Here is a 26,230-nt window from a genome sequence, read left to right as displayed (position 1 = left end):
CGGGCGTCAGATCCGGACGCCCAGCAGCGCGTCGATGGTGCGCGCCACCACGCCCGGTGCGCCCTCGACGGGGTCGGCCGTCCCTGCCAGCGCCGCCTCGGCCCACGCGTCGACCACGGCGAGCGCCGTCGGCGTGTCGAGGTCGTCGGCGACCGCCGCGCGAACCCCGGCCAGCATGGCCGTCGCGTCCGGTCCACCGTTGCCGGACACCGACCGGCGCCACCGCTCGAGGCGCTCCTGCGCGGCGACGAGACCGGCGTCGGTCCAGTCCCAGTCGTCGCGGTACCGGTGGGCGAGGATCGCGAGGCGCACGGCCATCGGGTCGACGCCGTCCGCCCGGAGCCGGGAGACGAGCACGAGGTTGCCGCGCGACTTGCTCATCTTCTCGCCGTCGAGCCCGACCATCCCGGTGTGCACGTGCACGCGGGCGCCGTGGCCCGCGTCGAGCAGCCGCGCGTGCGACGTGCTCATCTCGTGGTGCGGGAACAGCAGGTCGGAGCCGCCGCCCTCGACGTCGAACGGCAGCCCGAGCCCGTCGCGCGCGATCACCGCGCACTCGATGTGCCACCCGGGGCGTCCCGGGCCCAGCTCGCCGCCGTCCCACGCGGGCTCGCCGGGCCGCTCGGAGCGCCACAGCAACGGGTCGAGCGGTGACCGCTTGCCCTCGCGGTCGGGGTCTCCCCCGCGCTCGGCAAACAGGGCGCGCATCGTGTCGTCGTCCAGGCCGGCCACGGCGCCGAAGTCGGCGTCCTTCGACAGGTCGGCGTACACGTCGCCCAGGCCCGTCGAGCCCGGTGTCGGGACACGGTAGGCGGCGCCCACGTCGAGCAGCGTGCGGACGGCCTGCGCGACGGCGGGGATCGACTCGACGACGCCGAGGTAGGTGTCGGGAGGCACGACGCCGAGGGCCGTCATGTCCTCGGCGAACAGCGCGGTCTGCTCGACGGCGAGGGCCCGCCAGTCGACACCGGTCGCGGACGCGCGCTCCAGCAGCGGGTCGTCGACGTCCGTGACGTTGGACGCGTAGCGGACCGTGTGGCCCGCGTCGCGCCAGGCGCGTCCGAGCACGTCGAACGCGACGTAGGTGGCGGCGTGACCCATGTGCGTCGCGTCGTACGGCGTGATGCCGCAGACGTACAGCGTCGCCTCCGGACCGGCCGCGGCGACGACCAGGCGCCCGGTCGAGGAGTCGCGGACCTGGACCGGCGCACCGCGTCCGGGGAGCTGAGGGATCGGCGGGGTGGGCCAGGTGAGCACGGGCGGCAGCCTAGCCGTCTGTGCACGCACGGCGGCGCGCAGTGTCACGATGCAGCCGTGGGGACGACGACGCCGACGACCGAGCACGAGCGCGACGAGCGGGACGAGCGCGTGTGCGTGCAGACGCCCGACGGGTGGCGCGCGCTCGGCCACGACGACGCGCCGGACCACGGCGCCACACGGGACGGCGGCGCCCGGTGGGTCGTCCTGCCCGAGCCCGGTGGCCTCGTGGACGCGGCGCGCCGGTACGGGCTCGGCGAGGACGTCGTCGCGGCGCTCGAGCACCGCGGGCCCAGCGCGCACCCCGTGTCGCCGGGCCACCCGATGCGGGCCCGGGTGGACCGCACGCCCGACGGCGAGATCGTGCTCACCGTGCCGACGCTGTCGTACGTCGAGCAGACCCGCGACGTGCACACGGGGGCCCTCACGTGCGTCGTGGCGGCGCACGTCGTCCTCATGAGCGAGCTCGGGGACGCGCACGTGCTCGAGCACGCCGAGGAGAAGCTCACGACCGGCACCGCGGTGCCCGACCACGGCGTGCGGCAGGTGCTGGCCGCGGTGCTGCTCACGCTCGTGGCGACCGCCTCGGACGTCGAGATCGCGCTCGGCGAGGCCACGGCCGACACCGAGCGTGTCGTGTTCTCGTCCGACCGTCGCACCGATCCCGTCGAGCAGATCTACGACCTCAAGCGCGAGATCGGCGAGGCCCGCCGCGCGCTCGGACCCGTGACGACGGTGCTGCCCGACCTGCTCGCCGACGCCGAGGACGACCCCGGGGGCGACGAGGCCAAGCCGTGGCTGCGGCGCCTGCAGGCGACGACGGACCGGGTCGACCGACACCTCGACGCGCACGACCGGCTGCTCGGCGACATGCTCTCCGCGCACCTGTCGCAGGTGTCCGTGCGGCAGAACGAGGACATGCGCAAGATCTCCTCCTGGGCCGCCATCGCCGCCGTGCCCACGCTCATCGCCGGGATCTACGGCATGAACTTCCACCACATGCCCGAGCTCACCTGGACGTACGGCTACCCGATCGCGCTCGCCGTCATGGGCGGCGTGTGCTGGCTGCTGTACCGCGTGTTCCGACGGTCGGGCTGGTTGTAGCGGTCAGGCATTGGCGGGTGCGCTGTTCGCGTCCAGCACACCCGTGAGCAGGAGGATCACGACGAGCACGGCGAGGCCGACGCGGTACCAGACGAACGGCGCGTAGCTGAAGGTCGAGACGATCTTCAGGAACACGATGATGACGAGGTAGCCGACGACGAACGCGACGAGCGTCGCGAGCAGCGTCGCGCCGAACCCGGGCGTCCCGGCCGTACCGAAGTCGCCCGCGCTCTTGGCCAACTGGAACAGGCCCGAACCGAACACCGCGGGGATGGCCAGCAGGAACGAGTACCGGGCGGCGGCCTCCCGGGTGTAGCCCATGAGCAGACCGCCCGTGATGGTGCCGCCCGAGCGCGACACCCCGGGGATGAGCGCGAGCGCCTGCCACAGGCCGAACTTGATCGCGTCCTGCGGCGTCAGGTCGTCGAGCGGCCGTCGGTGCGCTCCCCGCCTGTCCGCCCAGCCGAGGAACAGACCGAAGCCGGCGAGCGTGAGCGCGATGAGCCACAGGTTGCGGAACGTCTGCTCGATCGCGTCCTGGAACAGCAGGCCCAGCACCACGATCGGTACCGAGCCGAGCGCGATGAACCACGCCATGAGCGCGTCGTGGTCGGCCGGACGGTCGTTCGCCAGGCCCGCCCGCGACCGCCAGTCGAGCCCGCGGTCACCCCGCGCGGCCCGCCACCACGCCGAGCAGATGCGCGCGATGTCGCGGCGGAAGTACAGCAGCACCGCGGACTCGGTGCCGAGCTGGGTGATCGCGGTGAACGCCGCGCCGGGGTCGGACGACCCGATCAGCTCGCCGACGATGCGCAGGTGCGCGCTCGACGACACGGGCAGGAACTCGGTCAGTCCCTGGACCAGACCGAGGAGGATCGCTTCACCAGCACCCATGCTCACGAGCGGTCACCTTAGTGGTGCTGCCTGGCACGGCGGGCCGTCCCCGGCGGTCCTGGGCACCGCGGTTACTGTTGCGCCTCATGGAACAGCGCCATCTCGGACGCACGGGCCTGCGCGTCTCACGGCTCGGTCTCGGCACGATGACCTGGAGCCGCGACACGGACGAGCACGAGGCGGCCGAGCAGCTCCGGGACTTCGTCGACGCCGGCGGCACGCTGCTCGACACGTCCGCGTCGTACGCCGACGGCGGCGCCGAGGAGCTCATCGGCAACCTGCTCGGCGAGGTGGTCGCGCGTGACGAGGTCGTGCTGTGCACCAAGGCCGGCGCGCGTCGGACCGGGTCCGGCGCGTTCGTCGACGGGTCGCGCGGCGCGCTGCTCACGTCGCTCGACGCGTCGCTGACCCGGCTCGGCACGGACCACGTCGACCTCTTCCTCGTCCAGTCCCCCGACCCGCGCACGCCGCTCGACGAGACCGTGTCCGCGCTGCGCCTGGCCGTCTCGAGCGGCCGCGCGCGGTACGTCGGGCTCGCCAACCACGCCGGATGGCAGGTCGCACGCGCCGCGACCCTGCTAGAGGGCGACACCGGTCTCGCCGCCGTCGAGGCCGAGTACTCGCTGCTCCAGCGCGGTATCGAGCGCGAGGTCCTGCCCGCCGCCGCGACCCTGGGCGTCGGCACGCTCGCGTGGTCGCCGCTCGGCCGGGGCGTGCTCACCGGCAAGTACCGGCGCACCATCCCCGCCGACTCGCGGGCCGCGTCACCCCACCTCGCGGGTTTCGTCGAGCCCTACCTCGGCCGCGACTCCGCCGCGGTCGTCGAGGCGGTCGCCACGGCCGCCGACGGTCTCGAGCGGACACCTCTCGAGGTCGCGCTCGCGTGGCTGCGCGGACGTCCCGGTGTCAGCTCGGCCGTCGTGGGCGCCCGCACCGCGGCGCAGCTGCGCGGGTCGCTCTCGTCCGAGGACCTCGAGCTGCCCGTGGAGCTGCGGCGGGCGCTCGACGAGGTCAGCGCACCCGAGGTCGGCTACCCCGAGCGGTTCTGAACCGGCTGCCGCGTCAGCGGCTGCCGAGGCCCGACGGCTCGTCCGCGAGGTCGTCCGCGTCGTAGTCGTCCTCGTCGACCTCGTCGTCGTCGACGTCGTCCTCGTCGTCCTCGTCGTCCTCCTCGGCGAGGTAGAACGGCGTCGCCTCACCGTGGACGGTGCCCAGCGCGTCGTCGTAGACCTCGAACGCGTCCGCCAGAACGTCGTACGCGTCGTCGACTGCCGGGTCGTCCTCGCCGTGCTTCGACAGGACGGCGTTGTAGTGGGCCTCGAGGGCTGCGATCAGGCGGTCCAGGGCGGCACGCGGGTCGACGGTCATGCGACGACGTTAGCGCCGCGCGAGGCACAATGGCACCGCGTAAGGTCGGTCGGCACCGGTGGGACGGCGACGCGTGCACCGCATGCGGGACGGGGTGGCGGATGGCAAACGGTCAGACGGGGACGAAGCGCCAGGACTGGGTGTCCCAGGGCGGTCAGTACGAGGTGAGGGTCGTGACGATCCCGCCCTCGACGAGCCGCAACGACGCGCGGCAGATGCTGACGGAGCAGGCCGAGTACGGGCGCTGGGAGCTGGCCCGGACCCGCCTGTTCGCGGGCGGCGGCCGCAAGGTCTGGCTGCGGCGCAAGATCATTCGGGTGCGCAGCACGCTCTCGCTGCCCGACGACGACTGACGCGCTCGCCGGGTCGCTGCCCGGCCCGGGTCCGTCAGCAGGAGCGCAGCAGCCGGTCCAGCACCCGGGTACCGAACCGGAGGGCGTCGGTCGGGACGCGCTCGTCGACGCCGTGGAACATGCCCGCGAAGTCGAGCTCCGCGGGCAGCCGCAGCGGCGCGAAGCCGTAGCCCGTGATGCCCAGGCGGGACAGCGACTTGTTGTCCGTGCCGCCCGACAGCGTGTACGGCAGGACTGTCGCGTCCGGGTCCTCGGCGAGCAGCGAGTCGACCATCGCGTCGACCAGGGCGCCCGAGAACGGCGCCTCGAGCGCGACGTCGTGGTGGATGCGCTCGATCCGGACGTGCTCGCCGGCCAGGTCGGCCACGGTCGCGACGAACTCGTCCTCGAGGCCCGGCAGGAACCGGCCGTCGACCGTGGCCTGAGCGCTCCCGGGGATCACGTTCGCCTTGTACCCGGCGGTGAGCTGCGTGGGGTTGGTGGTGTGGCGCAGGGTGGCGCCGACGAACTTGCCGGCCGGCCCGAGGGCGGCGACCAGGGCGTCGACCGACGACGGGTCGTCGGCGTCGAACCGCAACCCGGTGAGGTCCGCGACGCCGTGCAGAAGCGCATGCACGGTCGGCGTGAGCTGCAGCGGCCACGGGTGGCGCCCGATCCGCGCGACGGCCTCCGCGAGGTGGGTGACCGCGTTGTCGGCGTTGACCTGGCTGCCGTGGCCGGCGCGGCCGTCGGCGACGAGCCGCAGCCACGACAGGCCCTTCTCGGCGGTCTGCAGCAGGTAGGCGCGTCGCCCGTCGACGTCCACCGAGAAGCCGCCGACCTCGCTGATCGCCTCGGTGGCGCCCTCGAACAGGTCGGGGCGGTGGTCGACGGCCCAGCGGGCGCCGTACGTGCCGCCGGCCTCCTCGTCCGCGAACATCGCGACGACGACGTCCCGGGCCGGGCGGCGGCCCTCGCGGACCATCTGGCGGACGACCGCCAGGATCATCGCGTCCATGTCCTTCATGTCGACGGCACCGCGGCCCCAGATCAGGCCGTCGGTCTCTTCGGCGGCGAACGGGTCGACGGTCCAGTCGTCGGCGCGCGCGGGCACGACGTCGAGGTGGCCGTGCAGCACGAGCGCCGGCCGGGACGAGTCCTCGCCCTCGAGCCGCACGACGACGCTCGAGCGGCCCGGTGCGCTCTCGAACAGCTCGGGGTCCAGGCCGACCTCCGTGAGCAGGCCCATGACGTGCTCCGCTGCCGCTCGCTCACCCGGTCCTGAGCCGTCGCCGTAGTTCGACGTGTCGAACCGGATGAGGTCACGACAGATCCCGACGACCTCGTCCTGCGCGCTGATGCTGGTCGGGGGCTGGCCTGTCACGGGCGCAGCGGGGCCGGTACGAGGATCGGGCATGCCGACCACCGTACCGGCCCGCACCGTCACTGCTCGCCGGCCCCCAGCAGGCCCCGGCGGGCCAGCAGCGGGCGGATGTCCGCGTCGCGGCCACGCAGGTCACGGAACGCCTGCAGCGGGTCGACCGAGCCTCCCCGGGAGAGCAGCCGGGCCCGGAACGTGTCGCCGTTCTCGCGGCGCAGACCACCGTTCTCGCGGAACCACTCGACCGTGTCGGCGTCGAGCACCTCGGACCAGATGTACGAGTAGTACCCGGCGCTGTAGCCGCCGCCGAACACATGGTTGAAGTACGTCGTCCGGTAGCGCGGCGGGACCGGTGCGAACGCGACCCCCGCGGCCTCCAGGGCCCGGGCCTCGAACGGCTCGACCTCGGCCGGGTCGGTCGGCACCTCGTCGGGCGACAGGCGGTACCACGCCTGGTCGAGGAGCGCGGCGGCCAGGTACTCGGTCGTCGCGAAGCCCTCACCGTCCTGGCGGGCCGCCAGGAGCGTGTCGACCCACTCCGACGGCATCGGCTCACCCGTCTCGTGGTGGAGCGCGAACGTGCGCACGATCGACGGGTCCCACGCCCACATCTCGTTGACCTGCGACGGGAACTCGACGAAGTCGCGCGGCACCTCGGTGCCCGACTGCGACGGGTAGCGCACCGCCGAGAACAGGCCGTGCAGCGCGTGACCGAACTCGTGGAACGCCGTGATCACCTCGTCCCAGGTGAGCAAGGTCGGCTCGCCCTCGGGCGGCTTGGGGATGTTGAGGTTGTTGACCACGACGGGCCGCTCGTCGAGCAGCGTCGACTGGTCGACGAGGTTGTTCATCCACGCGCCGCCGCGCTTGCTCTCGCGGGTCCAGAAGTCGCCGAGGAACAGGCCCACGCCGGTGCCGTCCGCGTCGAACACCTCGAACACGCGGACGTCCGGGTGGTAGCCGACCAGGTCGTGCCGCTCCGCGAACGTGAGGCCGTACAGCGCGTTGGCCGCCCGGAACACACCGTCGGCCAGCACGCGTTCGAGCTCGAGGTACGGGCGGAGCAGGCCGTCGTCGAGCGACCGGCGCTCCTTGCGGACCTGCTCGGCGTAGTACGCCCAGTCCCAGGGCTCGAGGACGGCACCCGGGTGGTCGGCCACCAGTGCCGCCTCGAGGTCGGCCGCCTCGGTCCTGGCGTTCGCGACGGCGACCGGCGCGAGGCGGCCCAGAAGGTCGGCGACAGCCTGCGCGTCCTTGGCGGTCGCGTCGGCCGCGACGTACGCGGCGTGGTGCTCGTAGCCGAGCAGCTGGGCGCGCTCGGCGCGCAGCCGGACGAGGCGCAGGATCGTCAGCCGGGTGTCGTGCGGGCCGTCGGCCGCACCGCGCGTCGCCGAGGCCCGGAAGATCCGCTCGCGCAGGCCGCGGTCGCGCAGCATCGCCAGGGGCGCCTGGTGCGTCGGCAGCTGCAGCTCGACGAGCCAGCCGTCCTCGTGGCCGCGCTCCTTGGCCGCCAGGGCCGCAGCGGCGCGCGCGTCGTCGGGCATGCCGTCGAGCTCGTCCTCGTCGGTCACCAGCACCGCGGCCGCGTTGGTCGCGGCGAGCAGGTCGCGGCCGAACGTCGTCTCGAGCGACGTGATCTCGGCGTTCAGCGCGCGCAGCCGCTGCTGCGCGTCGGCGTCGAGCCGGACGCCCGAGCGGATGAAGGCCGTCCGCGTGCGGTGCAGGAGCCAGGCGGTGTCGGGCTCCAGGTCGAGGGTGCCGGCCTCGGCAGCCTCGTGCAGGGCCTCGACGCGGCCGAACAGCCGCGCGTCCAGGTACGTCGCGTCGTGGTGGGCCGCCATGAGCGGCGCGACCTCCTCCTCGATCGCGTCGAGCTCGGGCGTCGAGTCGCTGCTCGCCTGGTTGTAGAACGACGTGGCCGCCCGGTGCAGCAGCCGGCCGGCGCGCTCCAGGGCCACGAGCGTGTTCTCGACCGTCGGCGGGGCGGGGTCGGCGGCGATCGCCTCGACCTCGGCGCGGTGCGCGGCCATGCCGGCGAGCAGGGCCGGACGGTAGTGCTCCGCACGGATCCGGGTGTAGTCGGGGAGCCCGTACGGCAGGGTCGAGGGGGCCGCGAAGGGGTTGTCCGCGGCGAGCGTGGTGTCGGTCATGGCGGTCATCATCCCCGAGCGACCTGGCACGCGCCGGGCACGACGTCCCGGTCAGTCGAGACGGTCCGCGAGCAGCCGGTCCTCGGCGTCGTACGCGAAGAAGTCGCCCATGGCCTCCATGCGGACGAACCCGGGGAACGCGGTGCGCCAGTCCCCCGCGCGCGCCTGCTCGACGAGCCACTCGACGGCCGGACGGACGGTCTGCGCGTACCCGCCGGGTGCGACGTACCCGAGCGCCTCCCGCGCACGTGACATGTCCAGCACCATCGGGCGGGGCACGCACCACGGCGTGAGGCCGACGTCGTCGACCGGCGGCCCCGGAACCGTGACCGTGCGCGTGCGGACCCCGAGCGCGGTGTCGACCGCGTCGCCGATCTCCGCGACGGTGAGGGCCTCGGGGTCGGCCGCGTTGAGGACGCGGTCGCCGGGGTTCGCGGCGGCGAGCCGCACGAGCTCGGCGATGACCTGCGTCGACGTCGTGTGGAACCGGCTCGCCCCGTCGTACGCGAGCACGCGCACGTCGCGGCCGTCGAGCACGCGCTTGACGAACGTCCACTCGCGCGGCTGGCGGCAGCCCGGTCCGTGGATCGCGCCGGGACGCAGGACCGTCGCCGGGACGTCGGCGGCCCTGAGCCATGCGTGCTCGAGGGCGACCTTGCCCGTCGCGTACGAACCGCGACCCGGTGCCACGGTCGGCTGGTCCTCGTCGACAGGGACGGGGAACGTCCCGAACTCGTCCGTCTCGAACCCGTCGCCGTGCGCGTCGACGTAGACCGCCGCGCTCGACACGACGACGGCGGAGCCGATCCGGTCGCGGCGCGCGAGCAGCAGCTCGGCGTCGGTGTCGTCGTACGCGACGACGTCCACGAGCGCGTCGACACCCCCGACCAGCGCGCGGTCCAGCGCGTCGGGGTCGTGACGGTCGCCGACCACGAGCTCGGCGCCCCACGCGGCGACCTGCGCACCGTGCGCGGCGGCGTCGCGGGTCAGCACCCGCACCTCCCAGCCGTCCGCCACGAGGGCCGGGACGGCCAGCCGGCCGATCTGCCCGCTGCCGCCGATCACCAGAGCCGTCGCCATGACGGGCACGGTAGGACGGCCGGCGCTCTGCTGCCTGACGGTTCTGCCGACGGCAGACGGTCAGACGACCTCCGCCAGGTCGGCGACCGGGTACCCGTGCGCCTCGCCGACCCCGGCGTTGAACAGCAGCCCCGCGTCCGTGCTGAGGCCCGCAGCGAGCGCCGGGTCGTCGGCCACGGCCTGCCGCCACCCGTGGTCCGCGAGCGCCGTGAGGTACGGCAGCGTGACGTTGGTGAGCGCGCGCGTGGAGGTCACGGGGACGGCGCCGGGCATGTTCGCGACGCAGTAGAAGACGGCGTCGTGCACCCGGAAGGTGGGGTCGTCGTGCGTGGTGGGGCGCGTGGACTCGAAGCAGCCGCCCTGGTCGACGGCGACGTCGACGAGCACGGACCCGGGCCGCATGCGGGCGACGATCGCGTCCGAGACGAGGTGCGGTGCGCGGGCGCCGGGCACGAGGACGGCGCCGATGACGAGGTCCGCGTCGACGACCTCCCGCTCGAGCACCCACGTGCTGGAGGCGAGCGTGCGGACGCGGCCGCCGAACGCGACGTCGATCTCCCGCAGGCGCGGCATCGACAGGTCGAGCATCGTGACGTCGGCGCGCATGCCGACGGCGATCTCCGCGGCGTGGCGGCCGACGACGCCGGCACCGAGGACCACGACCTTCGCGGCGTCGACGCCGGGCACGCCGCCGAGCAGCAGACCGGAGCCGCCCTCGTTCTTCATGAGGTGGTACGCGCCGACCTGCGTCGCGAGGCGTCCGGCGACCTCGCTCATGGGGGCGAGCAGGGGCAGGGAGCGGTCGGGGAGCTGGACGGTCTCGTAGGCGATGGACGTGGTGCCGGCCTCGAGGAGCGCATCGGTGGTGGGGCGGTCGGCGGCCAGGTGCAGGTACGTGAACAGCACGAGGTCCTTGCGCAGGAACCCGAACTCGTCGGGCACGGGCTCCTTGACCTTGCAGACCAGGTCGGCGTCGCCCCACACGTGCGCCGCGTCGGGGACCACCCGGGCGCCCGCCCGGATGTACTGCTCGTCGGGGATCGCCGAGCCGGCACCGGCGCCGGTCTCGACGAGCACTTCGTGGCCGTGCCTCACGAGCTCGTGCGCGCCTGCGGGTGTCAGCGCGACGCGGTACTCGCGGTTCTTGACCTCGCACGGGATGCCGATGCGCATGGTCGGGTCCTTCCGGTCGTCGTCACCGTCAGTGTCGTCGCCCGACGGCGTCCCGGCAGTACGGGGAGGGAGATGTCACCCGAGGACCGTCGCCCAGACCCTCGACTGCGCGAGCCCCTCCCGCAGCGCGGCGTCGTCCGAGGACACGGACCACCACCACAGCGCGGACTCGACGCCGCGCGCCACGCCCCAGCCCGCGACGCGCTCCGGGTCGAGTCCGGCGGCGTCGGCGACGAGCTCGACCCGGGTCCGCAGCGTCGCGACGGGGTCCGGGTGCGCGAACGGGTCGTCGACCTGCTCGAGCATCGGCCACAGGTCGTAGGCGGCGTCGCCGCGCATCGGCTTGGGGTCGATCGCGACCCACCGGTCGCGTGCGCCGTGGAGCACGTTGCCGGGGTTGAGGTCGCCGTGCACGACCGCAAGGCCGCCGGGCACGCCGTCGGGGAGCCGGACGAGGAGGTCGACGGCGTCGCGCACCAGCCCGGGATCGACGAGAGCTCCCGCGCGCTGCGCGCGTGCCGTGAGGACGGCCGACCAGCGCGTGCACACGTCGGCCATGGACGGCACCTCGACGAGGGCCGCTCCCGGGGCGTCGAGCAGGTCGCGCAGCACGTGCGCACCGACGAGGAGCCGGTCCTCGGCGCTCGCCGTCGACGCGCTCAGCGGCGTGCCGGGGGCGACCCGTTCGAGCAGGAGGGCCCAGTCGTCGCGGTCGTCGTCGAGCAGGAGCGGGACGCCGTGACCGTGCCAGGCGCGCAGCGCGTCGGCCTCGTGGCGGGCCTCGTCGTGCGGGAAGGAGACCTTCAGCACGGCCGCCGTGCCGTCCGGCCGGACGACCGGCGCCGTCCACGACGCCGAGCCCTGCGTGAACGGTTCGCCGACCCGCAGGTCCCAGCGCCGGGCGGCACGGGAGACGAGCCCGGGCAGCCGCGCGATCCAGTCGCTGCCCTCGGCCGTGCGACCGACGCCGTCGTGCAGGATCGTGGGCACGGTCAGCTCGGGCACGTGCCGAGGGTAGTCACGGGTGCGCTGCCGGGACGGGCGACGGGGTGATGTCTGCGCGTCGACCGCGAGCGGCCCGCCCCTCGTGTGCGATCCTCGCGGGACCGGCCGCCCGCGGGACGGGCGGCGACGTCGAGGAGGACGGCACGTGAGCGGGGGTCAGCGGTTCGACGGCGTCGGCGGCGCACCGGGCGGGCTGCCGCCGGTGCCACCGGCCGTCCCCACGACCACGTACCCCGCGGCGTACCCGCCTCCGCCCGCGTCCGCGCACGCGGCGGGGTACCCGCCGCCGTACCCGTTCGTCCTCGAGGCGATGTCCCCGCCGGTCCCCAGCTCCCGCGCCGCCCCGCCTGCGCCGTTCGGCGACCCGCGGTTCCTGCCGCTCCCGCCGGCCCGACGTCGACGCTCGCGGGTCGTGCCGATGCTCGTCGCGGGCGCGATCCTGGCGGCAGTCCTGCTCGGCGGGCGCTCCTGGCTGTCCGGCGCCCTGCCCTCCTACGGCCCGCCCGCCGGCCTCGAGGAGGCGCGCCTTCCCCTGGGCGCGCCGCCACCCGAGTCCGTGCTCGACACGGGTGCGTACGCGTTCTCCGCGATGCAGCCCGACGGGTCCGGCCCGGTGACGTACAGCCCGTGCCGGCCCATCCACTACGTGGTGCGGCCCGACCACGCGCCCGAGGGAGCCGACGCGCTGCTCGCTGCGGCGGTCGAGCGGGTCGCGCACGCGACGGGCCTGCAGTTCGTGGCGGACGGCCCGACGGACGAGGCACCGGACCCGGACCGGGCCGCGTACCAGCCGGACCGGTACGGCAAGCGTTGGGCGCCCGTGCTGATCGCATGGTCGAACGCGGCGGAGACGCCGAGCCTCGCGGGCGATGTCGCGGGCACCGGCGGGTCGGCGGCCCTCACCCACGACGGCCGCTCCACGTACGTGACGGGTGCGGTGACGATCGACGCCGACGAGCTCACGCGCCTGCTCGCGACCCCGAACGGTCGGGGCGTCGCGACCGGGGTGATCACGCACGAGCTCGGCCACCTGGTCGGTCTCGCGCACGTCGACGACCCCACCCAGCTCATGTACCCGACGACGAACATGGCCGTGACCTCGTTCGCCGCAGGCGACCGCGCCGGTCTGGCGCTGCTCGGCGCCGGCGCGTGCGCACGTGACGTGTGACTCGCTTCAGGCACCGCCCAGAAATGCCGATTACCCTCCCGTGAACGCGTGCCCCGCGCACGCCTGTTCGACAGGAGCAACTCCCATCGACCGTCCGATCATCTTCGTGCACGGGACCCGCACGTCGTCGGCCATCTGGCAGCAGCAGGTGGCGGCGCTGAGCGGTTCCGGGCACCCCACGCTCGCGCTCGACCTGCCCGGCCACGGGTCGCGGTCGCACGAGCGCTTCAGCCTCGACGGCGCCCTCGCGGCCATCGACGACGCGGTCGCGTCGTTCACCGTGGCACCCCTGCTCGTCGGGCTCTCGCTCGGCGGCTACGCGTGCCTCGCGTACGCCGGCACGCACCAGCACAAGCTCGCCGGCGTGGTGCTCGCGGGCTGCTCGACCGAGATCAAGGGCAAGCCGCTGCACGCGTACCGACGGGCGTCCACGTGGGTCACGCGCGCGTTCCACCTCGGCGGCGGCAGCTGGCACGTCGTCACCGACATGCTGTCGGCGCTCGCCGGGTACTCGCCGCTCGCGGACCTGCGCCGCACGCACCTGCCGGTGTGGCTCGTCAACGGCCGGCGCGACCCGCTGCGCCTCGACGAGCGGCGCTACCTGTCGGCCCGGCCGGGCACCAGGCTCACCGTGGTGCCGCGTGCAGGTCACGACGTGAACTCGCACGCACCGACGGCGTTCAACCGCGTGCTGTTCGACGCGCTGCACGAGCTGCGGCACCCCGGCCCCGTCGTCGCGGCCCCCGCCGCGCTCTGACCTCGCCACCACCCGAGGCGCCCGTCCCCCCCTGCGGGTCGAGCGCCTCGAGCAGCGCCTGCCGCGCGCTCGTCGGGTCGCCGCGCGGCACGCGCAGGTCGAGGACCACGCGGCCCGGCCGGTCCGACAGCACCACCACCCGGTCGGCGAGCAGCAGGGCCTCGTCGACGTCGTGCGTGACGAGCACGACCGCGCGGCCGGCACCGGCCGCCCTGCCGTGGCCGGCGAGGTCGAGACCAGCGAGCCACGCGTTCATCCGCCGGCGCGTGATCGCGTCGAGCGCCCCGAACGGCTCGTCGAGCAGCAGCACCGGCCGGCCGGGCAGGCAGGTGCGCAGCAGCGCGAGCCGCTGGCGCATGCCACCCGACAGCTCGTGCGGCCACGCCCGCTCGAACCCGGCGAGCCCGAACGCGTCGAACAGCGTGCGCGCTCGCTCGTCCGCGACGGCCCGCCCGACACCGGCGATGCGGGCGCCCACGAGCGCGTTGGACCATGCCCGGCGCCACGGCAGCAGCCCGTCACGCTGCGGCATCCACGCCGTCGTGCGGGTCCCGTTCGCGTCGACGGGTGTCGTGAGGGTGCGGGCGGCGACCACCGCGCCGGCCGGGGTCAGTCCCGCCAGGATCCGCAGCAGCGTCGACTTGCCGCACCCCGACGGACCGACCACGGCGACGAACTCCCCCGCCGCGACGCGCAGGTCCACGTCACGGAGCGCGACGACGTCGGCCGTGGCGCGGCGCCCCTCGCCGGTGAACGTGACGGTGAGCCCGGCGACCTCGAGCGCCGGTGCTGTCGTCAGGTCCTCGTGCGCCGGGACAGCCTCAGTCGACGGGGAGGTAGTCATCGGTCCAGGCCGCATCGGTGTCGAAGTCCGCGTCGGCGAGGTCGTGGTCCTGCAGGAACGCGACGAAGTCGTCCCACACCGTCGCCTGCTGCACTCCCCAGCGCGTCGGGTCGTCGGCGTACCGCGGGGCCAGCCACTGCGCGCTGGCCGTGAGCAGCTGCTCGTCGACCTCGGGGGCCGCCGCGTGCAGCGCGTCCACGGCCGCGCCGGGGTCGGCGATCGCATCCTCGTAGCCGTGCGCGAGCGCGCCGAGGAAGCCGCGGACGAGGTCGGGGTCGTCGTCGAGGTGCTGCTGCGACGTCGCGACGAGCGGCGTGTACCAGTCGGGGATGCAGTCGGTGTGGTCGATGAACGGGATCGTCGAGACGTCGAGGCCGTCCACGTCGCGCAGCTGGATCGTCTCCCACCCGTCGAAGACCCACGCGGTGTCGAACTGGTGCTCCTCGAGCCCGATGCGGAAGTCGTCGCTGGCCAGCGGCGTGAACGTCACCGCGTCCGGGTCGCCGCCGTCGCACTCGACGAGCGTGCGCAGCAGCGCCTCCTCGAGCTCCGAGCCGTACGACCCGTAGGAGTGGCCCGCCAGGTCGCGGGGCCGCGTGATGCCCGACGACGCGAGGGAGATCAGGCTCGACGTGTTGTGCGGCATCACGGTCGCGACCGAGACGACGTCCGCGCCCTGCTGCCGGGCCGGCACGAGCCCCTCGGCCACCGAGTACGCGAAGTCGGCCTTGCCCGCGGCGACGAGCTGCAGGCCCGACGTGTCCCCCGGTTCGAGGATCGTCACGTCGATCCCTGCGTCGGCGAAGTAGCCGCGCTCCTGCGCGAGGTACAGGCCCGAGTGGTTCGTGTTCGGCGACCAGTCGAGCACGACGGTGACGGGTGTCCGCCCGGAGGCGTGGTCGGAGGCGTGGTCGGAGGCGCCGGCCGTCGAGCACGCGGCGAGCAGCGCGAGGCTCGCGGCGGCCGCGAGGATGCGGGCACGCGAGGCACGCGTGGCACGGGAGACGCGGGTGGTCATGCGGGGGTCCTTCCGGGACGAGAGCGGTTCGACGGGCGCTGCCACGGGGTGGCGAGGCGCGCGAGGCCGTCGACGAGCAGGAACAGCAGGCCGGTGAGCACGGCCACGAGGACGACGGCGACGAGGATCTGGTCGACCTCGTAGCCCTTGCGTGAGCGCTGGACGAACACGCCCAGGCCGCTCTGGCCGGCGAGGTACTCGGCGACGACGGCCGCGCCGATCGCGTACGTGGCGGCGACCCGGAGGCCGCCGAGCGCTCCCGGCACGGACGCGGGGAGCTGGACGAGCCAGAACTGGTGCCGACGGGTGCCGCCCAGGCCGGCGACCATCTCGGCGTGCTCCGCGTCCACCGCCGCCATCGCGGTGACCGCGGCGACGAGCACCGGGAAGAACGCGGTCAGCGCGACGAGGACGACCTTGGGCAGCAGACCGAACCCGGCCCACAGGATGAGCAGCGGCGCGAGCACCACGGTCGGCACGGTCTGCGTGAGCGTGACCAGCGGGTACACGGTGTCCTGGACCCACGGGAACGCGGCGATCAGCACGGCCAGGAGCAGCCCGACGACGGCCCCGACGAGCAGCCCGAGACCGGCCTCCGTCAGCGTCGTGACGACGTGGCCGCCCAGCAGCGGTGCCACGTCGACCGCGGTGCGGGCGACCTGCGACGGCGCGGGCAGCACGAAGGCTGGGAGGCCGGACGCACGCACGCCGGCCTCCCAGCCGACGAGCAGCACGACCCCGGCGACCGTCGGCGCGAGGACGCGACGCCAGCGGTGCACGGCGTCAGGCCCGGAACTTGCCCACGAGGTCCGCGATGGTCGGCCCCGCGTCGTCCTTGGCCTGGCCGACCTTGATGACGCTGGACACGCCGGACGCGCCCGCAAGGACGGTGGCCTCGTGCACGGCCCGCAGCAGCGGCCACACCTGGTCGGGCGTGCCCTGGACGGTGGTGCCCATCGCGCCGACCTCGTACACGAGCCCGGACTGCTGGATGACGGCGATCGCGGCGTCGACGTAGGCGTAGCGGTCGTCGTCGGTGCCGCTCGGGCGCGGCGAGACCTGGATCTGTGCGAGCACGGTGTACCTCCGGTGGGTCGGACCGGGTACGCGTCGCCGAGGACCGCCCGCACCGGGGCACGACGACGACGGAGGCCCGGCACCGGCCGGGTGACCGCCCACGCCGCGCTCGGTGGCGCATCCCTCCGCTGGCATTACCCAGTTCAGGTTCTCGGGTCGACGTGCGCTGGCACCCTGCGGTGTCGCGGCCCGTCCTCTCAGCCCGGCTGTCCCGAGCTCCCCGGCGTTGGCGGGACGAACCTACGCGCACCGGACGGCGCCGTCCGCCCCCTTCTCACCCTGTGGTCGGTCCTACGCTCGCGGGATGACGGTGACCAACATCCTGGCGGCGCTCGGCACGATCACCGAGCCGTGGCAGCCGCACCGGCTCACGAGCGTCAACGACTACGACGTGAAGGTCGTCAAGCTGCACGGCGAGTTCGTGTGGCACAGCCACCCCGACACCGACGAGCTCTTCCTCGTGGTCGCCGGCTCGCTCACGATCCAGCTGCGCGACGGCGACGTGGTGCTCGGTCCGCACGACGTCTACGTGGTGCCGCGCGGCGTCGAGCACTGCCCGCGCGCCGACGAGGAGGTGTGGGCCGTGCTCGTCGAGCCGCAGGGCACGGTCAACACGGGCGACGCCGGGGGCGAGCGCACAGCCCCGCTGCGCGAGCTCGAGCGACCCGCGTAGACGCAGCACCGGGGTCGTTGACGGGGACCGTCGGCGGGAGCAGGCACAGTAGGGCCCGTGGACCCCGCCGAGCTCGCCGACGCGTCGCGCGTGCGCGCCCGGGCGACCGTGCTGCACGCCGACGCCGACTCGTTCTTCGCGGCCGTCGAGCAGCGCGACAAGCCGTCGCTGCGCGGCAAGCCGGTCCTGGTGGGCGGGACCGGGCCGCGCGGGGTCGTGTCGACCGCGTCGTACGAGGCCCGGCAGGCAGGTGCCCGGTCGGCGATGCCGATGAGCCGCGCGCGGCGGCTCGCGCCCGCCGCGGCCGTCCTGCACCCGCGGTTCGAGGCGTACGCGGCGTACTCGCGACGGATCATGGCCGCGCTCGCGACCCTGTCCGAGCTCGTCGAGCCCATCAGCATCGACGAGGCGTTCGTCGACCTCGAGGCGGGCCCGCACGCGGCCGACCCGGGCGGCGCCGCCGCAGCCGTCCGGGCCAGGATCCGCGAGGAGACGGGCCTCGCGGTGTCGATCGGGATCGGGCGGACCAAGCTCGTCGCGAAGCTCGCGTCCGACGCGGCCAAGCCCGACGGCCTGCTCGTCGTGGAGCCCGCCGACGAGGACGACTTCCTGCTCCCGCTGCCCGCGCGCGCCGTGCCGGGCATCGGACCCGCGACGCAGGCCGCGCTCGAGCGGCTCGACGTCCGCACCGTGGCGGACCTGCGTCGGCAGCCGCTCGACGTGCTCACCATGACGATCGGCGAGTCGGCGGGCACGAACCTGTTCCGGCTCGCGCGCGGCATCGACCTGCGGACCGTCGGGCCGAGCGGCGAGCGCAAGTCCGTCGGGGCGGAACGGACGTTCGCGGAGGACATCTTCGGTCGCGAGACCATCGCCGCGGCGGTCGACGCCGTCGCCGACGAGGCGCTGCGCCGGCTCACGGCCCACGGCGGCGGGGCACGGACCGTCGTCGCGAAGGTGCGCTTCGCCGACTTCACGACCGTGACCCGGTCGGTCACGCTCCCCCAGCCGTCCGCCGAGCCCGCCGAGCTGCGCGCCGCCGCCCAGCAGGCCGCCCTCGCCGCCGGGATCAGCGACTCGGTGCGCCTGCTCGGGGTCTCGTTCCACAACCTGTCGTCGCACGCGCAGCTCACGCTGCCGTGGGACGACGCACCCGTCGCCGAGGTCACCGCGCTCGCCGAGCCCGTGCAGAACGCGGGCCCCGCGCGGCCGCGGCTGCTCGACGAGCACGTGGCGCGGCCCGGGCTCGACGTCGAGCACCCCCAGCTCGGGCGCGGCTGGGTCGTGCACGTGCGCGGACGCGAGGCGACGGTCCGCTTCGAGACCGTCGACTCGCCGCCCGCGCGGTCGCGCGTGCTCGACCTCGACGCCGACCCGCTCGTCGTGGTGCACCCGCTTGCGGCGGAGCGGCTCGCGCCCGACACGTGAGCGCGCCGCGCCGTCCGCCGCCATGATGTGCACGGACGCGACTCGCACGGCGGGCAGGGGTGAGCATGACCGACGGACCGCAGCCGGCACCGCCGGAGGCCGTGACGCAGGCGCTCGCGTCGTCCACGCGCACCACCTACCGGTCGCTGCGGGTCGCGATCGTCGCGATGGCGCTCCTGCTCGCGGTCTCGCTGCTCATCGAGATCGTCTGGGGCGACGGGGTGCGGTACGGGTCGATCAGCGGGTACTTCTACTCGCCGGTGCGCAACGTGCTCGTCGGCACGCTGGTGGCGATCGGACCTGCCCTCATCGCGATCAAGGGCCGGCCCGGGTGGGAGGACTCGCTGCTCGACCTCGCCGGGATGGTCGTGCCGTTCGTCGCGTTCGTGCCCGCACCGATCGCCCCGGGGCCCGACGGCTGCCCCGGGTCCGACCGCTGCATCCCGCCGGATCTCGTCCCGGGCGTGAACAACAACGTCGCCGCCCTGCTCGTCGTCGGGTCGCTCGTGCTGGCGTTCGCGTGGGCGAACCGCGGCGACGTCCCCGAGGGGTCCCACCGCGTCGGCCTGGTCGTCCTGACCGGCGTCTGGGCGGCGTTCGGCATCTGGTTCGTCGGCTGGCACGACGCGTTCCTGCTGCGCGCCCACTACGCCGCGGCGATCCTCTTCTTCGTCTGCATCGCCGGCGCGGCCGCCTACGCCGCCCGGCAGGTCAACCAGCCACCGGTCGGCAAGCCCAAGGGCATGTCGCCCGACGGGTACAGCACGGCCTACGGGTGGCTCAGCCTGCTCATGCTCGCGACCGTCGTCGGCGCGGCCATCGCCGCGCTCGTCGGCTGGTGGCGCGGGGCCGATTCGTGGCGGTACACGCTGTTCACCGTCGAGGCCGTGCTCCTGGGGCTGTTCGTCGTCTTCTGGATCCTGCAGACCACCGAGAACTGGGACGAGGAGGCGGTCGAGACGGCCGCCCGGCACTGCGAGCCGCCGACCCCGGCGCCGTGAACCCCTCGCATCCGCGCGCCGGATGCGGTGGGATCGTGTCGCGGCCGCGACGCGCGGACGCGCCCACCACCTGGAGGACGTCTCATGGCGACGATCGTGTCCACCCTGTTCATCTCTCTCGACGGCGTCGTCGAGATCGACCCGGCGTGGCACTTCCCGTACTTCGACGAGCACATGGGTGCCGCCGTCATGGAGGACTACCGCGGCGTCGACGTGCTGCTGCTCGGCCGCGTGACGTACGACAGCTTCGCGGGCGCCTGGCCCGACCGGGAGGCCGCCGGCGGCGAGGACGCGTCGTACGCCGCGCAGCTCGGCGACACCCGCAAGGTCGTCGTCACGCGCGGCACGCAGGACCTCGGGTGGCGCAACGCCGAACCGCTGCGGGGCGACCTCGTCGAGGCCGTCACCGCGCTGTCCGCCGAGCCGGGCGTCGGCAAGATCCTCGTGCCCGGGTCCATCTCGGTGGTGCGGCAGCTGCTCGCGGCCGGGCTGCTCGACGAGCTGCGGCTGCTCGTGCACCCCGTCGCCGCACGCAAGGGCGAGCGCCTGTTCGACGAGGGCGAGCCGATCTACCCGCTGCGGCTGCTGCGCTCGGACATCTTCCCGACCGGGGTCGTCCGCCTCATCTACGGCCCGGGCGAGGTGCCCGGTACCGAGACCTACGAGGACGTCACCGAGCACATCCCCGGCTCCGACGAGTCCTGACGCCGGTGCGCACGACGTGGCCGCAGGCGCTCGCGTGGCGCCTGCGTCGCCACCTGCTCGACCCGGTCGGCACCGGGTCGAGCGCCGACGTCGTGGGCACGCTCGGTGCCGTCCCGGCGCACCCCGACGACGCGGCCGAGCTGGCGGTCCGGGTCCGACGGCAGGAGTCGGACGGCGGCGACGTCGCCCGGGCGCTCGCCGACGGGACGCTGATCAAGTCGTTCGCGTTCCGCGGCGCCACGCACCTCATGACGCCCGAGCACGCCGCCGCCTTCCTCGCGCTGCGGGCGTCGAGCCGCATGTGGGAGCTGCCGAGCTGGCAGACCTTCTACGGTCTGGCTCCGGACGACTGGCCGCCGCTGCGGCACGTGGTCAGGGACGCGCTCGCGGACGGGCCGCTCACCGTGCCGGCGCTCGGCGAGGCGGTCGTGGCGGACCCCCGCTACCGACACCTCGCGCAGACCTTCGCTGACGGACCGTGGACCCTGCTCAAGGCGTTCGCGTGGCAGGGCGACCTGTGCTTCGGACCGGACGAGGACGGGCAGACGACGTTCCAGCGGCTCGACGACAACCCGCGCTGGACGGGGCTGCTCGACCTCGACGCCGCCGGTGCCCGGGCCGTCGAGGCGTACCTGCGGGCGTACGGCCCGACGACGGCGCGGCACCTGCAGTACTGGCTCGGCGAGGGGCTCGGGTCGGGCCGCAGGAACGTCCAGCGGTGGGTCGCGGACCTGGGCGACCGGCTCGCCGAGGTGGACGTCGACGGCGAGCCCGCTGCCCTGCTGCGCGACGACCTCGACGAGCTCGCCGCCGCCTCGCCGTCGCACTCGCTCCGGCTGCTCCCCCGCTACGACCAGTGGGTGCTCGGTCCCGGCACCGCCGACGCGCACGTCGTACCGCCCGAGCGCCGCGCCGTGGTGAGCCGTGGCGCCGCCGTCGTCGTGGTCGGCGGTGTGGTGCACGGGACGTGGTCGCTGGACGGCGACGACGTGCGGGTCGACTGGTTCTCCGGCCGTTCGGCGGCACGCGAGGCGCTGGACGACGAGGTCGGGCGGCTCGCGGCGATCGTCGGCCGGCCGCTGCGCCCCCCCGAGGTGCCGTGACGGTCTAGCCGCCCGCCGCCGGCTCCGGTGCCCGCAGCTCACCGGAGTGCAGCTCCACGAGCCGATCCGCCCGCTCGGCCATGAGCGGGTCGTGCGTCGTGACGACCGCCGCGACGCCGTGGCCGTGCACGAGCTGGACGAGCAGGTCCATGACGACCCCCGCCGTGCCGCTGTCGAGCTGACCCGTCGGCTCGTCGGCCAGCAGCACCGACGGCCGGTGCACGAGCGCCCGCGCGATCGCGACGCGCTGCTGCTGACCACCGGACAGCTCGGCGGGCCGCTGGTGCGCGTGCCGCTCGAGCCCGACGGCCGCCAGCGCGTCCGCGACCCGCCGGTCGCGCTCGGACGGGTCGGTGCGCAGCACGCGCAGCGGCACCTCGACGTTCTCCGCGGCCGACAGCACCGGGATGAGCCCGAACGCCTGGAACACGTACGCGATCCGGGTGCGGCGCAGCTCGAGCACCTGCTCGGGCCGCATCGCGGTGAGGTCGGCGCCGTCGACCAGCACCTGGCCGGAGTCCGGCTTCTCGAGGCCGCCGAGCACGTGCAGGAGCGACGTCTTGCCCGAGCCGGAGCGGCCGCGCACCACGACGAGCTCGCCGGGCTCGGCGTGCACGTCGACACCCCGCAGCGCGTGCACCAGGGTCTCGCCCGTGCCGTACGAGCGGGTCAGGCCGGTCCCGCGGACGCCCGTCATCGTGCTCCTCCGTCGTCCTCGGCGCCCGGGACGTCGTCCGTCCCCGGGACGTGGTCGTGCCGCGACACCCGCACGTGGTCGGGCTCCAGGCCGAGGCGCACCCGGTCGCGCAGGTCGAGCCGCTCGACGACCTCGCGGGGCAGCTGCAGGCGCCCGACCTTGTCGAGCACCGCGAACTCCTCGGCGTGCAGCCGCTCGACGCCGTCCTCGCCCCGCTCCGTGCGGCGCAGCACCTCGGTCGACGTGCGACCGTCGCGGATCTGGACCGTGCGGTGCACGTGCTCCGAGACCGTCGGGTCGTGCGTGACGATGAGCGTCGTGACGCCGAGCGTCGCGTTGACGTGCCGCATCGCCTCGAGCACGTCCTGGGACGTCGACTCGTCGAGCTCCCCGGTCGGCTCGTCGGCGAGCAGCACCCGCGGCGCGGCCGCGACCGCGGTGGCGATCGCGACGCGCTGCTGCTGGCCGCCCGACATCTGCGCGGGCAGCCGGTCGCGGCAGTCCGCGACGCCCATGACGTCGAGCAGCTCCGCGGCCCGCTCGGCCCGGCCCCGCGCCCCGGACACCACGAGCGGCACCGCGACGTTCTCCGCAGCCGTGAGGTACGGCAGCAGGTTGCGCGACGTCTGCTGCCAGACGAAGCCCACGACGTCCCGCTGGTAGCGGCGACGCTCCGCCGCGCCCATGGTCACGAGGTTGGTGCCGGACACGACGGCCGTGCCCGCCGTCGGTCGGTCGAGGCCCGACAGGATGGTGAGCAGCGTCGACTTGCCCGAGCCGGACGCGCCGACCACCGCGACGAGCTCACCGGCGTCGACCCGCAGATTGAGGCCCTGCAGCGCCTGCACCTCGACGCCCTCGGTCACGAACACCCGCACGAGGTCCTCGCAGAGGATCGCGGGCGCGCCTGGCGCTGTCGTGGTCATGCTTCTCCTTCTCGCAGGACGGTGGCGGCGTCCGTGCGGCGGGCACCGACGACGGCGACGAGCACGGCGCCCGCCACGAGCACCGCGTACGCGACGACGAGGACGCCGAGCGTGACCGGCCCCAGCGTCGGGGACGGGGTCCGCGCGCCCCCGGCCAGGACGGACACGTCCGTGGTCCCCAGCATGACGGGCGCCAGGATCGCACCAGCGGCCAGGCCCGCCACGACGGCGACGAGCGACCACGGCACCACCTCCCACCGCACGAGCGACCGGGAGTCACGCCCCGGGACGCCGAGCGTGGTGAGCAGCGCGAGCAGCCGTCCGCGCGCACGGCCGCCGAGCGCCACCCCGAGCCCGAGCGCGAGCGCGCTGAGCAGCAGCGACCCGACGGTCGCGACCGCCGCGGCCTTCCGCACACCGCCGACGAGCGCTCCCTGCGTGAGGCGGGCGACGGCGTCGGCACGTGTCACGACGGTGGCGCCGTTCCCGGCGACCGCCCGGACGTCCGTCGCGACCGTGGCCGGCTCCGCGCCACGGTCGAGCCTCACGAGCAGCAGCACGTCGTGCGGCACGGCGCCGAGCGCGGACGCGGTGGCGGCGTCGACGACCACTGCCGACTCGCCGTGCGTGAGACCCGCGGCGCGGTCGCGCGTGCTGAGGAGCTCGACCGGGTGCTCGACGGGCGGCGACCCGAGCTCGAGCGTCAGCGGACCGTCGACGTCGACGGCCAGCTCCCCGACGACGACCACGCCGGTCGGCCCGGCCGCGCCCAGCCGGAGGTCGTCCACACCGGCGAGGCCGTGCTGCGCGTCGCGCAGGCCGGCGCCGTCGACCACGAGCAGCGGCACCCGGTCGCCGTCGCGGCCGTCGCTCAGCACGGCGTCGTCGGCCTCGCCGACGACCGCCACGGCCGCGACACCGGGGACGCCCCGCACCGCGTCGGCGAGGCCGGGCGCGAGCCCCGGAGCGCCACGGACCGCGAGGTCCGCCCCCACGGCGTCGACGCCACCGCGCTGCGCACCGCCGTCCATCGTCGCGAGCACCACGAGCGACGTCGTCGTCACCGCGACGCCCAGCGCGAGGGCGACGACCGGCACGAGGCCGACGGCCGGGGCGCGCGCGGCACCCGCGGCACCGACGAAGCCGGGCAGCCCCGCGCGCCGCTGCAGCCCGCGCGACAGGGCCGCGAGCAGCAGCGGCACCACGCGCAGCACCACGACGCACACGGCCAGCGCGAGCAGCACCGGCAGTGCGAGCAGCACCGGGTCAGCGCCGGGCGTCTGGTCCGCGAGCCCGCGCTCGCGGACCGCGACGACGGCGACCGCGGCGAGCAGCACCACGCAGACCTCGGCGACCCAGCGCGCCGTGCCGCCGCGGCGCCCGGCAGGCGTGCGCGCCCCACCCGCCAACGCGGACCGCGTCGCCCGGACGCGCGCCGCCGACACACCGAGCAGCGCACCGGGGACCAGCCCGGCGACGAGCGGGACGACCAGCCCGTCGGCGCCGACCGGCCCGGGCACGAGCGCGACGGCGAGCGCCGTGCCCGCGACGGCCGCCGGCAGGCCGAGCACGATCCCCTGCGCCGCGACGAGCGCACCGACGAACCCCGCGGACGCCCCGCGCGCCCGCAGCAGCACGAGCGCGGGGCGTCGGCGGTCGATCGCGAGCATCACCGCGAGCCACAGCACGCCGAGGGCCGCGCCGGCGGGCCCCGCGGCCAGCACCCCGAGCACCGTCGCGACGAGGTCCTGGCGTGGTCCGAGGCCCGCGAGGACGCCGTCGAGCTCGGTGTCCGTCGCGGTGGCCGTGCGGAACGCCCGCAGGTCCTGCAGGAGGGCCGCCCGGTCGGTCGTGGCGGCGGGTCCGACGTCGAACGGGAACCAGGTGGCAAGGTCGAGCGGCCCGCCGACGGCGAGCAGCGGCACGGCACCGGGGTCGGCGTACGCGAAGACGTCGACGAGCGTGCCCTGGTTGGGGTCCTCGACGACCTGCGGGACGAACGTCGAGTCGAGGTGCGCCCACGTCGGGTCGTCCCGGTCTTTCGCTGCGAACGTGCCGACGAGCACCGCGTCGACGCCCGTGCCACCCGCGAGGGTCCGGGTCTCGCCGACGCGCCAGTCGACGCGGTCGGCCGACTCCGCGGACAGCGCGAGCTCGAGCGGGTGCCCGGGCTCGGTCCCGGTGGGGCGCGGAGCGCCGGCCGGCGTCGCGGGGATCGCCACGGGGTCCGGCAGGCGGCCCTCGACGACCCGGACGAGGTCGGGCAGCTGCTCGTCGACGCGCACGTGCGTGTCGAGGTGGGTGATGCCCACCGGCCGGGGGCCGCGGTCGGTCTCCCAGGGGCCGGCGGTGAGGATGACGCGCGCGGGGTCGGCGAGCAGCGGGCTCAGCGCCGTCCCGGCCTCGGCGGCGGTGGCCTGCAGGTCGTCGTGCAGGGTCGCGAGGTCGGCCGCGGAGCGCTGGGTGCCGGCCGCGGGGTCGACGAGCCAGGACGCGACGCGGGTCGGGTCCACCCGGGACGCCACGAGCGGCCGGACGGCGTCGGCCTGGTCGGCGCCGACCACGCGGTCGACCGTGCGCGGCCACGCGGCGAGCACGCACGCGGCAACCAGCGTGGCGAGCACGACGAGCGCGGCGCCGACGGGGTCCGTGCCCAGCTGGCGGCCCGCGAGGCGGGGTGCGGACAGCGCGCTCACCGGGCGTCCTCCCGCACGGTGGCGGTGGCCGCCTGACGCAGCACGAGCCGCCCGTCGGCGACGACGACGAGCGAGCAGCCGAGCACCGTCGCGCCGAGCAGCGCGGCCGCGACCTGCGGCGACACCGCCGGCAGCACCGCGAGCTCCTCCGGCCCGCGTGCCACGACCCGCACGAGCGCGGGCGCGAGCAGCGTGCCGAGCGCGAGCCCGCCGAGCGCACCTGCGAGCACCGCGGTCCCGAGCACGACGCCCGTCTCGGCGCTGCGCCCGCCGGCCTGGCTGCGGGGCCGCACACCGAGCGCGTGCAGCACCCCGACCTCCGGGTGCCGGGCGCGCGACAACGCGAGGGCCGCGGCGGCGACGCCGGGCAGCGCCATGGCGAGCAGGCTGTCT

Annotated in this window: 25 protein-coding genes, 1 pseudogene and 1 riboswitch; of the genes and pseudogenes, 10 read left to right on the top strand and 16 right to left on the bottom strand. The window is 75.0% G+C overall.

Annotated elements, in window-relative coordinates:
- Positions 1 to 6 precede the first annotated feature (6 nt).
- The gene (gene mshC / locus J7523_RS07360; RefSeq protein ID WP_291884260.1) at positions 7 to 1,257 is read right to left on the bottom strand and encodes a cysteine--1-D-myo-inosityl 2-amino-2-deoxy-alpha-D-glucopyranoside ligase; all 1,251 of its coding nucleotides are present in this window, start codon (positions 1,255 to 1,257) and stop codon (positions 7 to 9) included.
- Positions 1,258 to 1,314: 57 nt separating this feature from the next.
- Between mshC and J7523_RS07355 the strand changes: the two genes are divergently transcribed.
- Complete coding sequence (locus J7523_RS07355) at positions 1,315 to 2,361, top strand: magnesium and cobalt transport protein CorA (protein WP_291884257.1); 1,047 nt, start codon at positions 1,315 to 1,317, stop codon at positions 2,359 to 2,361.
- Between the two features lie 3 nt (positions 2,362 to 2,364).
- Here the strand turns inward: J7523_RS07355 and J7523_RS07350 are convergent, their stop codons facing one another.
- Positions 2,365 to 3,255: an undecaprenyl-diphosphate phosphatase gene (locus J7523_RS07350; protein WP_291884488.1), complete on the bottom strand. Its 891-nt coding sequence runs from the start codon at positions 3,253 to 3,255 to the stop codon at positions 2,365 to 2,367.
- A gap of 86 nt (positions 3,256 to 3,341) precedes the next feature.
- Here J7523_RS07350 and J7523_RS07345 point away from each other — a divergent pair, with 86 nt between their 5' ends.
- The gene (locus tag J7523_RS07345; RefSeq protein WP_291884254.1) at positions 3,342 to 4,304 is read left to right on the top strand and encodes an aldo/keto reductase; all 963 of its coding nucleotides are present in this window, start codon (positions 3,342 to 3,344) and stop codon (positions 4,302 to 4,304) included.
- A 13-nt stretch (positions 4,305 to 4,317) separates the two neighbouring features.
- Here the strand turns inward: J7523_RS07345 and J7523_RS07340 are convergent, their stop codons facing one another.
- Positions 4,318 to 4,623 carry a primosomal protein gene (locus J7523_RS07340; RefSeq protein ID WP_291884250.1) on the bottom strand — a complete coding sequence of 102 codons (306 nt, stop codon included), beginning with the start codon at positions 4,621 to 4,623 and terminating at the stop codon, positions 4,318 to 4,320.
- Between the two features lie 101 nt (positions 4,624 to 4,724).
- Here J7523_RS07340 and J7523_RS07335 point away from each other — a divergent pair, with 101 nt between their 5' ends.
- Complete coding sequence (locus J7523_RS07335) at positions 4,725 to 4,976, top strand: DUF5703 family protein (protein ID WP_291884247.1); 252 nt, start codon at positions 4,725 to 4,727, stop codon at positions 4,974 to 4,976.
- Positions 4,977 to 5,010: 34 nt separating this feature from the next.
- On the opposite strand, the gene J7523_RS07330 is transcribed toward J7523_RS07335, so the two are convergent.
- From J7523_RS07330 to J7523_RS07310, 5 genes are all read right to left on the bottom strand, one after another.
- Positions 5,011 to 6,372, bottom strand: coding sequence for a M20/M25/M40 family metallo-hydrolase (locus J7523_RS07330; protein WP_291884244.1), 1,362 nt, complete (start codon positions 6,370 to 6,372; stop codon positions 5,011 to 5,013).
- Positions 6,373 to 6,398: 26 nt separating this feature from the next.
- Complete coding sequence (locus J7523_RS07325; RefSeq protein ID WP_291884241.1) at positions 6,399 to 8,486, bottom strand: M3 family metallopeptidase; 2,088 nt, start codon at positions 8,484 to 8,486, stop codon at positions 6,399 to 6,401.
- 51 nt (positions 8,487 to 8,537) lie between these two features.
- Positions 8,538 to 9,566 (bottom strand): NAD(P)H-binding protein, encoded by a 1,029-nt coding sequence (locus J7523_RS07320; RefSeq protein ID WP_291884238.1) that lies wholly within the window; start codon positions 9,564 to 9,566, stop codon positions 8,538 to 8,540.
- A 60-nt stretch (positions 9,567 to 9,626) separates the two neighbouring features.
- A complete protein-coding gene (gene ald, locus J7523_RS07315; RefSeq protein ID WP_291884235.1) occupies positions 9,627 to 10,739 on the bottom strand; it encodes an alanine dehydrogenase in 1,113 nt (370 codons plus the stop codon).
- A 75-nt stretch (positions 10,740 to 10,814) separates the two neighbouring features.
- Entirely contained in the window at positions 10,815 to 11,744 is a 930-nt protein-coding gene (locus J7523_RS07310) for an aminoglycoside phosphotransferase family protein (RefSeq protein WP_291884231.1), read from the bottom strand.
- A 145-nt stretch (positions 11,745 to 11,889) separates the two neighbouring features.
- Here J7523_RS07310 and J7523_RS07305 point away from each other — a divergent pair, with 145 nt between their 5' ends.
- Together J7523_RS07305 and J7523_RS07300 are read left to right on the top strand one after the other, a co-directional pair.
- Positions 11,890 to 12,912: a matrixin family metalloprotease gene (locus tag J7523_RS07305; RefSeq protein WP_291884228.1), complete on the top strand. Its 1,023-nt coding sequence runs from the start codon at positions 11,890 to 11,892 to the stop codon at positions 12,910 to 12,912.
- 40 nt (positions 12,913 to 12,952) lie between these two features.
- Complete coding sequence (locus J7523_RS07300; RefSeq protein ID WP_363266636.1) at positions 12,953 to 13,669, top strand: alpha/beta fold hydrolase; 717 nt, start codon at positions 12,953 to 12,955, stop codon at positions 13,667 to 13,669.
- Here J7523_RS07300 and J7523_RS07295 read toward each other — a convergent pair.
- The 4 genes from J7523_RS07295 to J7523_RS07280 are packed head-to-tail and all read right to left on the bottom strand — an operon-like array spanning position 13,593 to position 16,608.
- Positions 13,593 to 14,513, bottom strand: a complete 921-nt coding sequence (locus tag J7523_RS07295) for an ABC transporter ATP-binding protein (RefSeq protein WP_291884222.1) — start codon at positions 14,511 to 14,513, stop codon at positions 13,593 to 13,595. The genes J7523_RS07300 and J7523_RS07295 overlap by 77 nt on opposite strands.
- Positions 14,491 to 15,531: an ABC transporter substrate-binding protein gene (locus J7523_RS07290; RefSeq protein WP_291884220.1), complete on the bottom strand. Its 1,041-nt coding sequence runs from the start codon at positions 15,529 to 15,531 to the stop codon at positions 14,491 to 14,493. The genes J7523_RS07295 and J7523_RS07290 overlap by 23 nt, the downstream gene beginning before the upstream one ends.
- Positions 15,528 to 16,310, bottom strand: coding sequence for an ABC transporter permease (locus tag J7523_RS07285; RefSeq protein WP_291884218.1), 783 nt, complete (start codon positions 16,308 to 16,310; stop codon positions 15,528 to 15,530). Before J7523_RS07285 ends, J7523_RS07290 begins: the two co-directional genes overlap by 4 nt.
- A 4-nt stretch (positions 16,311 to 16,314) precedes the next feature.
- The gene (locus tag J7523_RS07280) at positions 16,315 to 16,608 is read right to left on the bottom strand and encodes a thiamine-binding protein (RefSeq protein ID WP_291884215.1); all 294 of its coding nucleotides are present in this window, start codon (positions 16,606 to 16,608) and stop codon (positions 16,315 to 16,317) included.
- A gap of 116 nt (positions 16,609 to 16,724) precedes the next feature.
- Positions 16,725 to 16,834: riboswitch (TPP riboswitch) on the bottom strand.
- Positions 16,835 to 16,912: 78 nt separating this feature from the next.
- On the opposite strand from J7523_RS07280, the gene J7523_RS07275 reads away from it, so the two are divergent.
- The 5 genes from J7523_RS07275 (at position 16,913) to J7523_RS07255 (ending at position 21,518) form a co-directional block, all read left to right on the top strand.
- On the top strand, positions 16,913 to 17,281 hold the full coding sequence (locus J7523_RS07275) for a cupin domain-containing protein (RefSeq protein ID WP_291884213.1): 369 nt from the start codon (positions 16,913 to 16,915) through the stop codon (positions 17,279 to 17,281).
- 57 nt (positions 17,282 to 17,338) lie between these two features.
- Positions 17,339 to 18,709, top strand: coding sequence for a DNA polymerase IV (locus J7523_RS07270; protein WP_291884210.1), 1,371 nt, complete (start codon positions 17,339 to 17,341; stop codon positions 18,707 to 18,709).
- Between the two features lie 65 nt (positions 18,710 to 18,774).
- Positions 18,775 to 19,710, top strand: a complete 936-nt coding sequence (locus J7523_RS07265; RefSeq protein ID WP_291884208.1) for a hypothetical protein — start codon at positions 18,775 to 18,777, stop codon at positions 19,708 to 19,710.
- A gap of 84 nt (positions 19,711 to 19,794) precedes the next feature.
- Positions 19,795 to 20,415, top strand: a complete 621-nt coding sequence (locus tag J7523_RS07260) for a dihydrofolate reductase family protein (protein ID WP_291884204.1) — start codon at positions 19,795 to 19,797, stop codon at positions 20,413 to 20,415.
- Between the two features lie 5 nt (positions 20,416 to 20,420).
- On the top strand, positions 20,421 to 21,518 hold the full coding sequence (locus J7523_RS07255) for a crosslink repair DNA glycosylase YcaQ family protein (protein ID WP_291884201.1): 1,098 nt from the start codon (positions 20,421 to 20,423) through the stop codon (positions 21,516 to 21,518).
- 4 nt (positions 21,519 to 21,522) lie between these two features.
- Here J7523_RS07255 and J7523_RS07250 read toward each other — a convergent pair whose 3' ends face one another.
- From J7523_RS07250 to J7523_RS07235, 4 genes and pseudogenes are all read right to left on the bottom strand, one after another.
- On the bottom strand, positions 21,523 to 22,215 hold the full coding sequence (locus tag J7523_RS07250; protein WP_291884199.1) for an ABC transporter ATP-binding protein: 693 nt from the start codon (positions 22,213 to 22,215) through the stop codon (positions 21,523 to 21,525).
- Positions 22,212 to 23,141, bottom strand: coding sequence for an ABC transporter ATP-binding protein (locus J7523_RS07245; RefSeq protein ID WP_291884197.1), 930 nt, complete (start codon positions 23,139 to 23,141; stop codon positions 22,212 to 22,214). Before J7523_RS07245 ends, J7523_RS07250 begins: the two co-directional genes overlap by 4 nt.
- The gene (locus tag J7523_RS07240) at positions 23,138 to 25,837 is read right to left on the bottom strand and encodes a hypothetical protein (RefSeq protein WP_291884195.1); all 2,700 of its coding nucleotides are present in this window, start codon (positions 25,835 to 25,837) and stop codon (positions 23,138 to 23,140) included. The genes J7523_RS07245 and J7523_RS07240 overlap by 4 nt, the downstream gene beginning before the upstream one ends.
- Positions 25,834 to 26,230, bottom strand: a pseudogene (locus tag J7523_RS07235) (hypothetical protein); the annotation flags it as partial. The gene J7523_RS07240 and the pseudogene J7523_RS07235, both read right to left, overlap by 4 nt.

The organism is Cellulomonas sp., from assembly GCF_017744555.1.
GTDB lineage: Bacteria > Actinomycetota > Actinomycetes > Actinomycetales > Cellulomonadaceae > Cellulomonas.
The sequence above is the reverse complement of the archived record's forward strand: the minus strand, read 5'-3'. Positions and strand labels throughout refer to the sequence as shown.

Coding starts and splice junctions, on each gene's coding strand:
- J7523_RS07350 (WP_291884488.1), bottom strand. CDS start 3,255: ATGGGTGCTGGTGAAGCGATCCTCCTCGGTCTGGTCCAGGGACTGACC.
- J7523_RS07345 (WP_291884254.1), top strand. CDS start 3,342: ATGGAACAGCGCCATCTCGGACGCACGGGCCTGCGCGTCTCACGGCTC.
- J7523_RS07340 (WP_291884250.1), bottom strand. CDS start 4,623: ATGACCGTCGACCCGCGTGCCGCCCTGGACCGCCTGATCGCAGCCCTC.
- J7523_RS07335 (WP_291884247.1), top strand. CDS start 4,725: ATGGCAAACGGTCAGACGGGGACGAAGCGCCAGGACTGGGTGTCCCAG.
- J7523_RS07330 (WP_291884244.1), bottom strand. CDS start 6,372: ATGCCCGATCCTCGTACCGGCCCCGCTGCGCCCGTGACAGGCCAGCCC.
- J7523_RS07325 (WP_291884241.1), bottom strand. CDS start 8,486: ATGACCGACACCACGCTCGCCGCGGACAACCCCTTCGCGGCCCCCTCG.
- J7523_RS07320 (WP_291884238.1), bottom strand. CDS start 9,566: ATGGCGACGGCTCTGGTGATCGGCGGCAGCGGGCAGATCGGCCGGCTG.
- ald (WP_291884235.1), bottom strand. CDS start 10,739: ATGCGCATCGGCATCCCGTGCGAGGTCAAGAACCGCGAGTACCGCGTC.
- J7523_RS07295 (WP_291884222.1), bottom strand. CDS start 14,513: ATGACTACCTCCCCGTCGACTGAGGCTGTCCCGGCGCACGAGGACCTG.
- J7523_RS07290 (WP_291884220.1), bottom strand. CDS start 15,531: ATGACCACCCGCGTCTCCCGTGCCACGCGTGCCTCGCGTGCCCGCATC.
- J7523_RS07275 (WP_291884213.1), top strand. CDS start 16,913: ATGACGGTGACCAACATCCTGGCGGCGCTCGGCACGATCACCGAGCCG.
- J7523_RS07265 (WP_291884208.1), top strand. CDS start 18,775: ATGACCGACGGACCGCAGCCGGCACCGCCGGAGGCCGTGACGCAGGCG.
- J7523_RS07260 (WP_291884204.1), top strand. CDS start 19,795: ATGGCGACGATCGTGTCCACCCTGTTCATCTCTCTCGACGGCGTCGTC.
- J7523_RS07250 (WP_291884199.1), bottom strand. CDS start 22,215: ATGACGGGCGTCCGCGGGACCGGCCTGACCCGCTCGTACGGCACGGGC.
- J7523_RS07245 (WP_291884197.1), bottom strand. CDS start 23,141: ATGACCACGACAGCGCCAGGCGCGCCCGCGATCCTCTGCGAGGACCTC.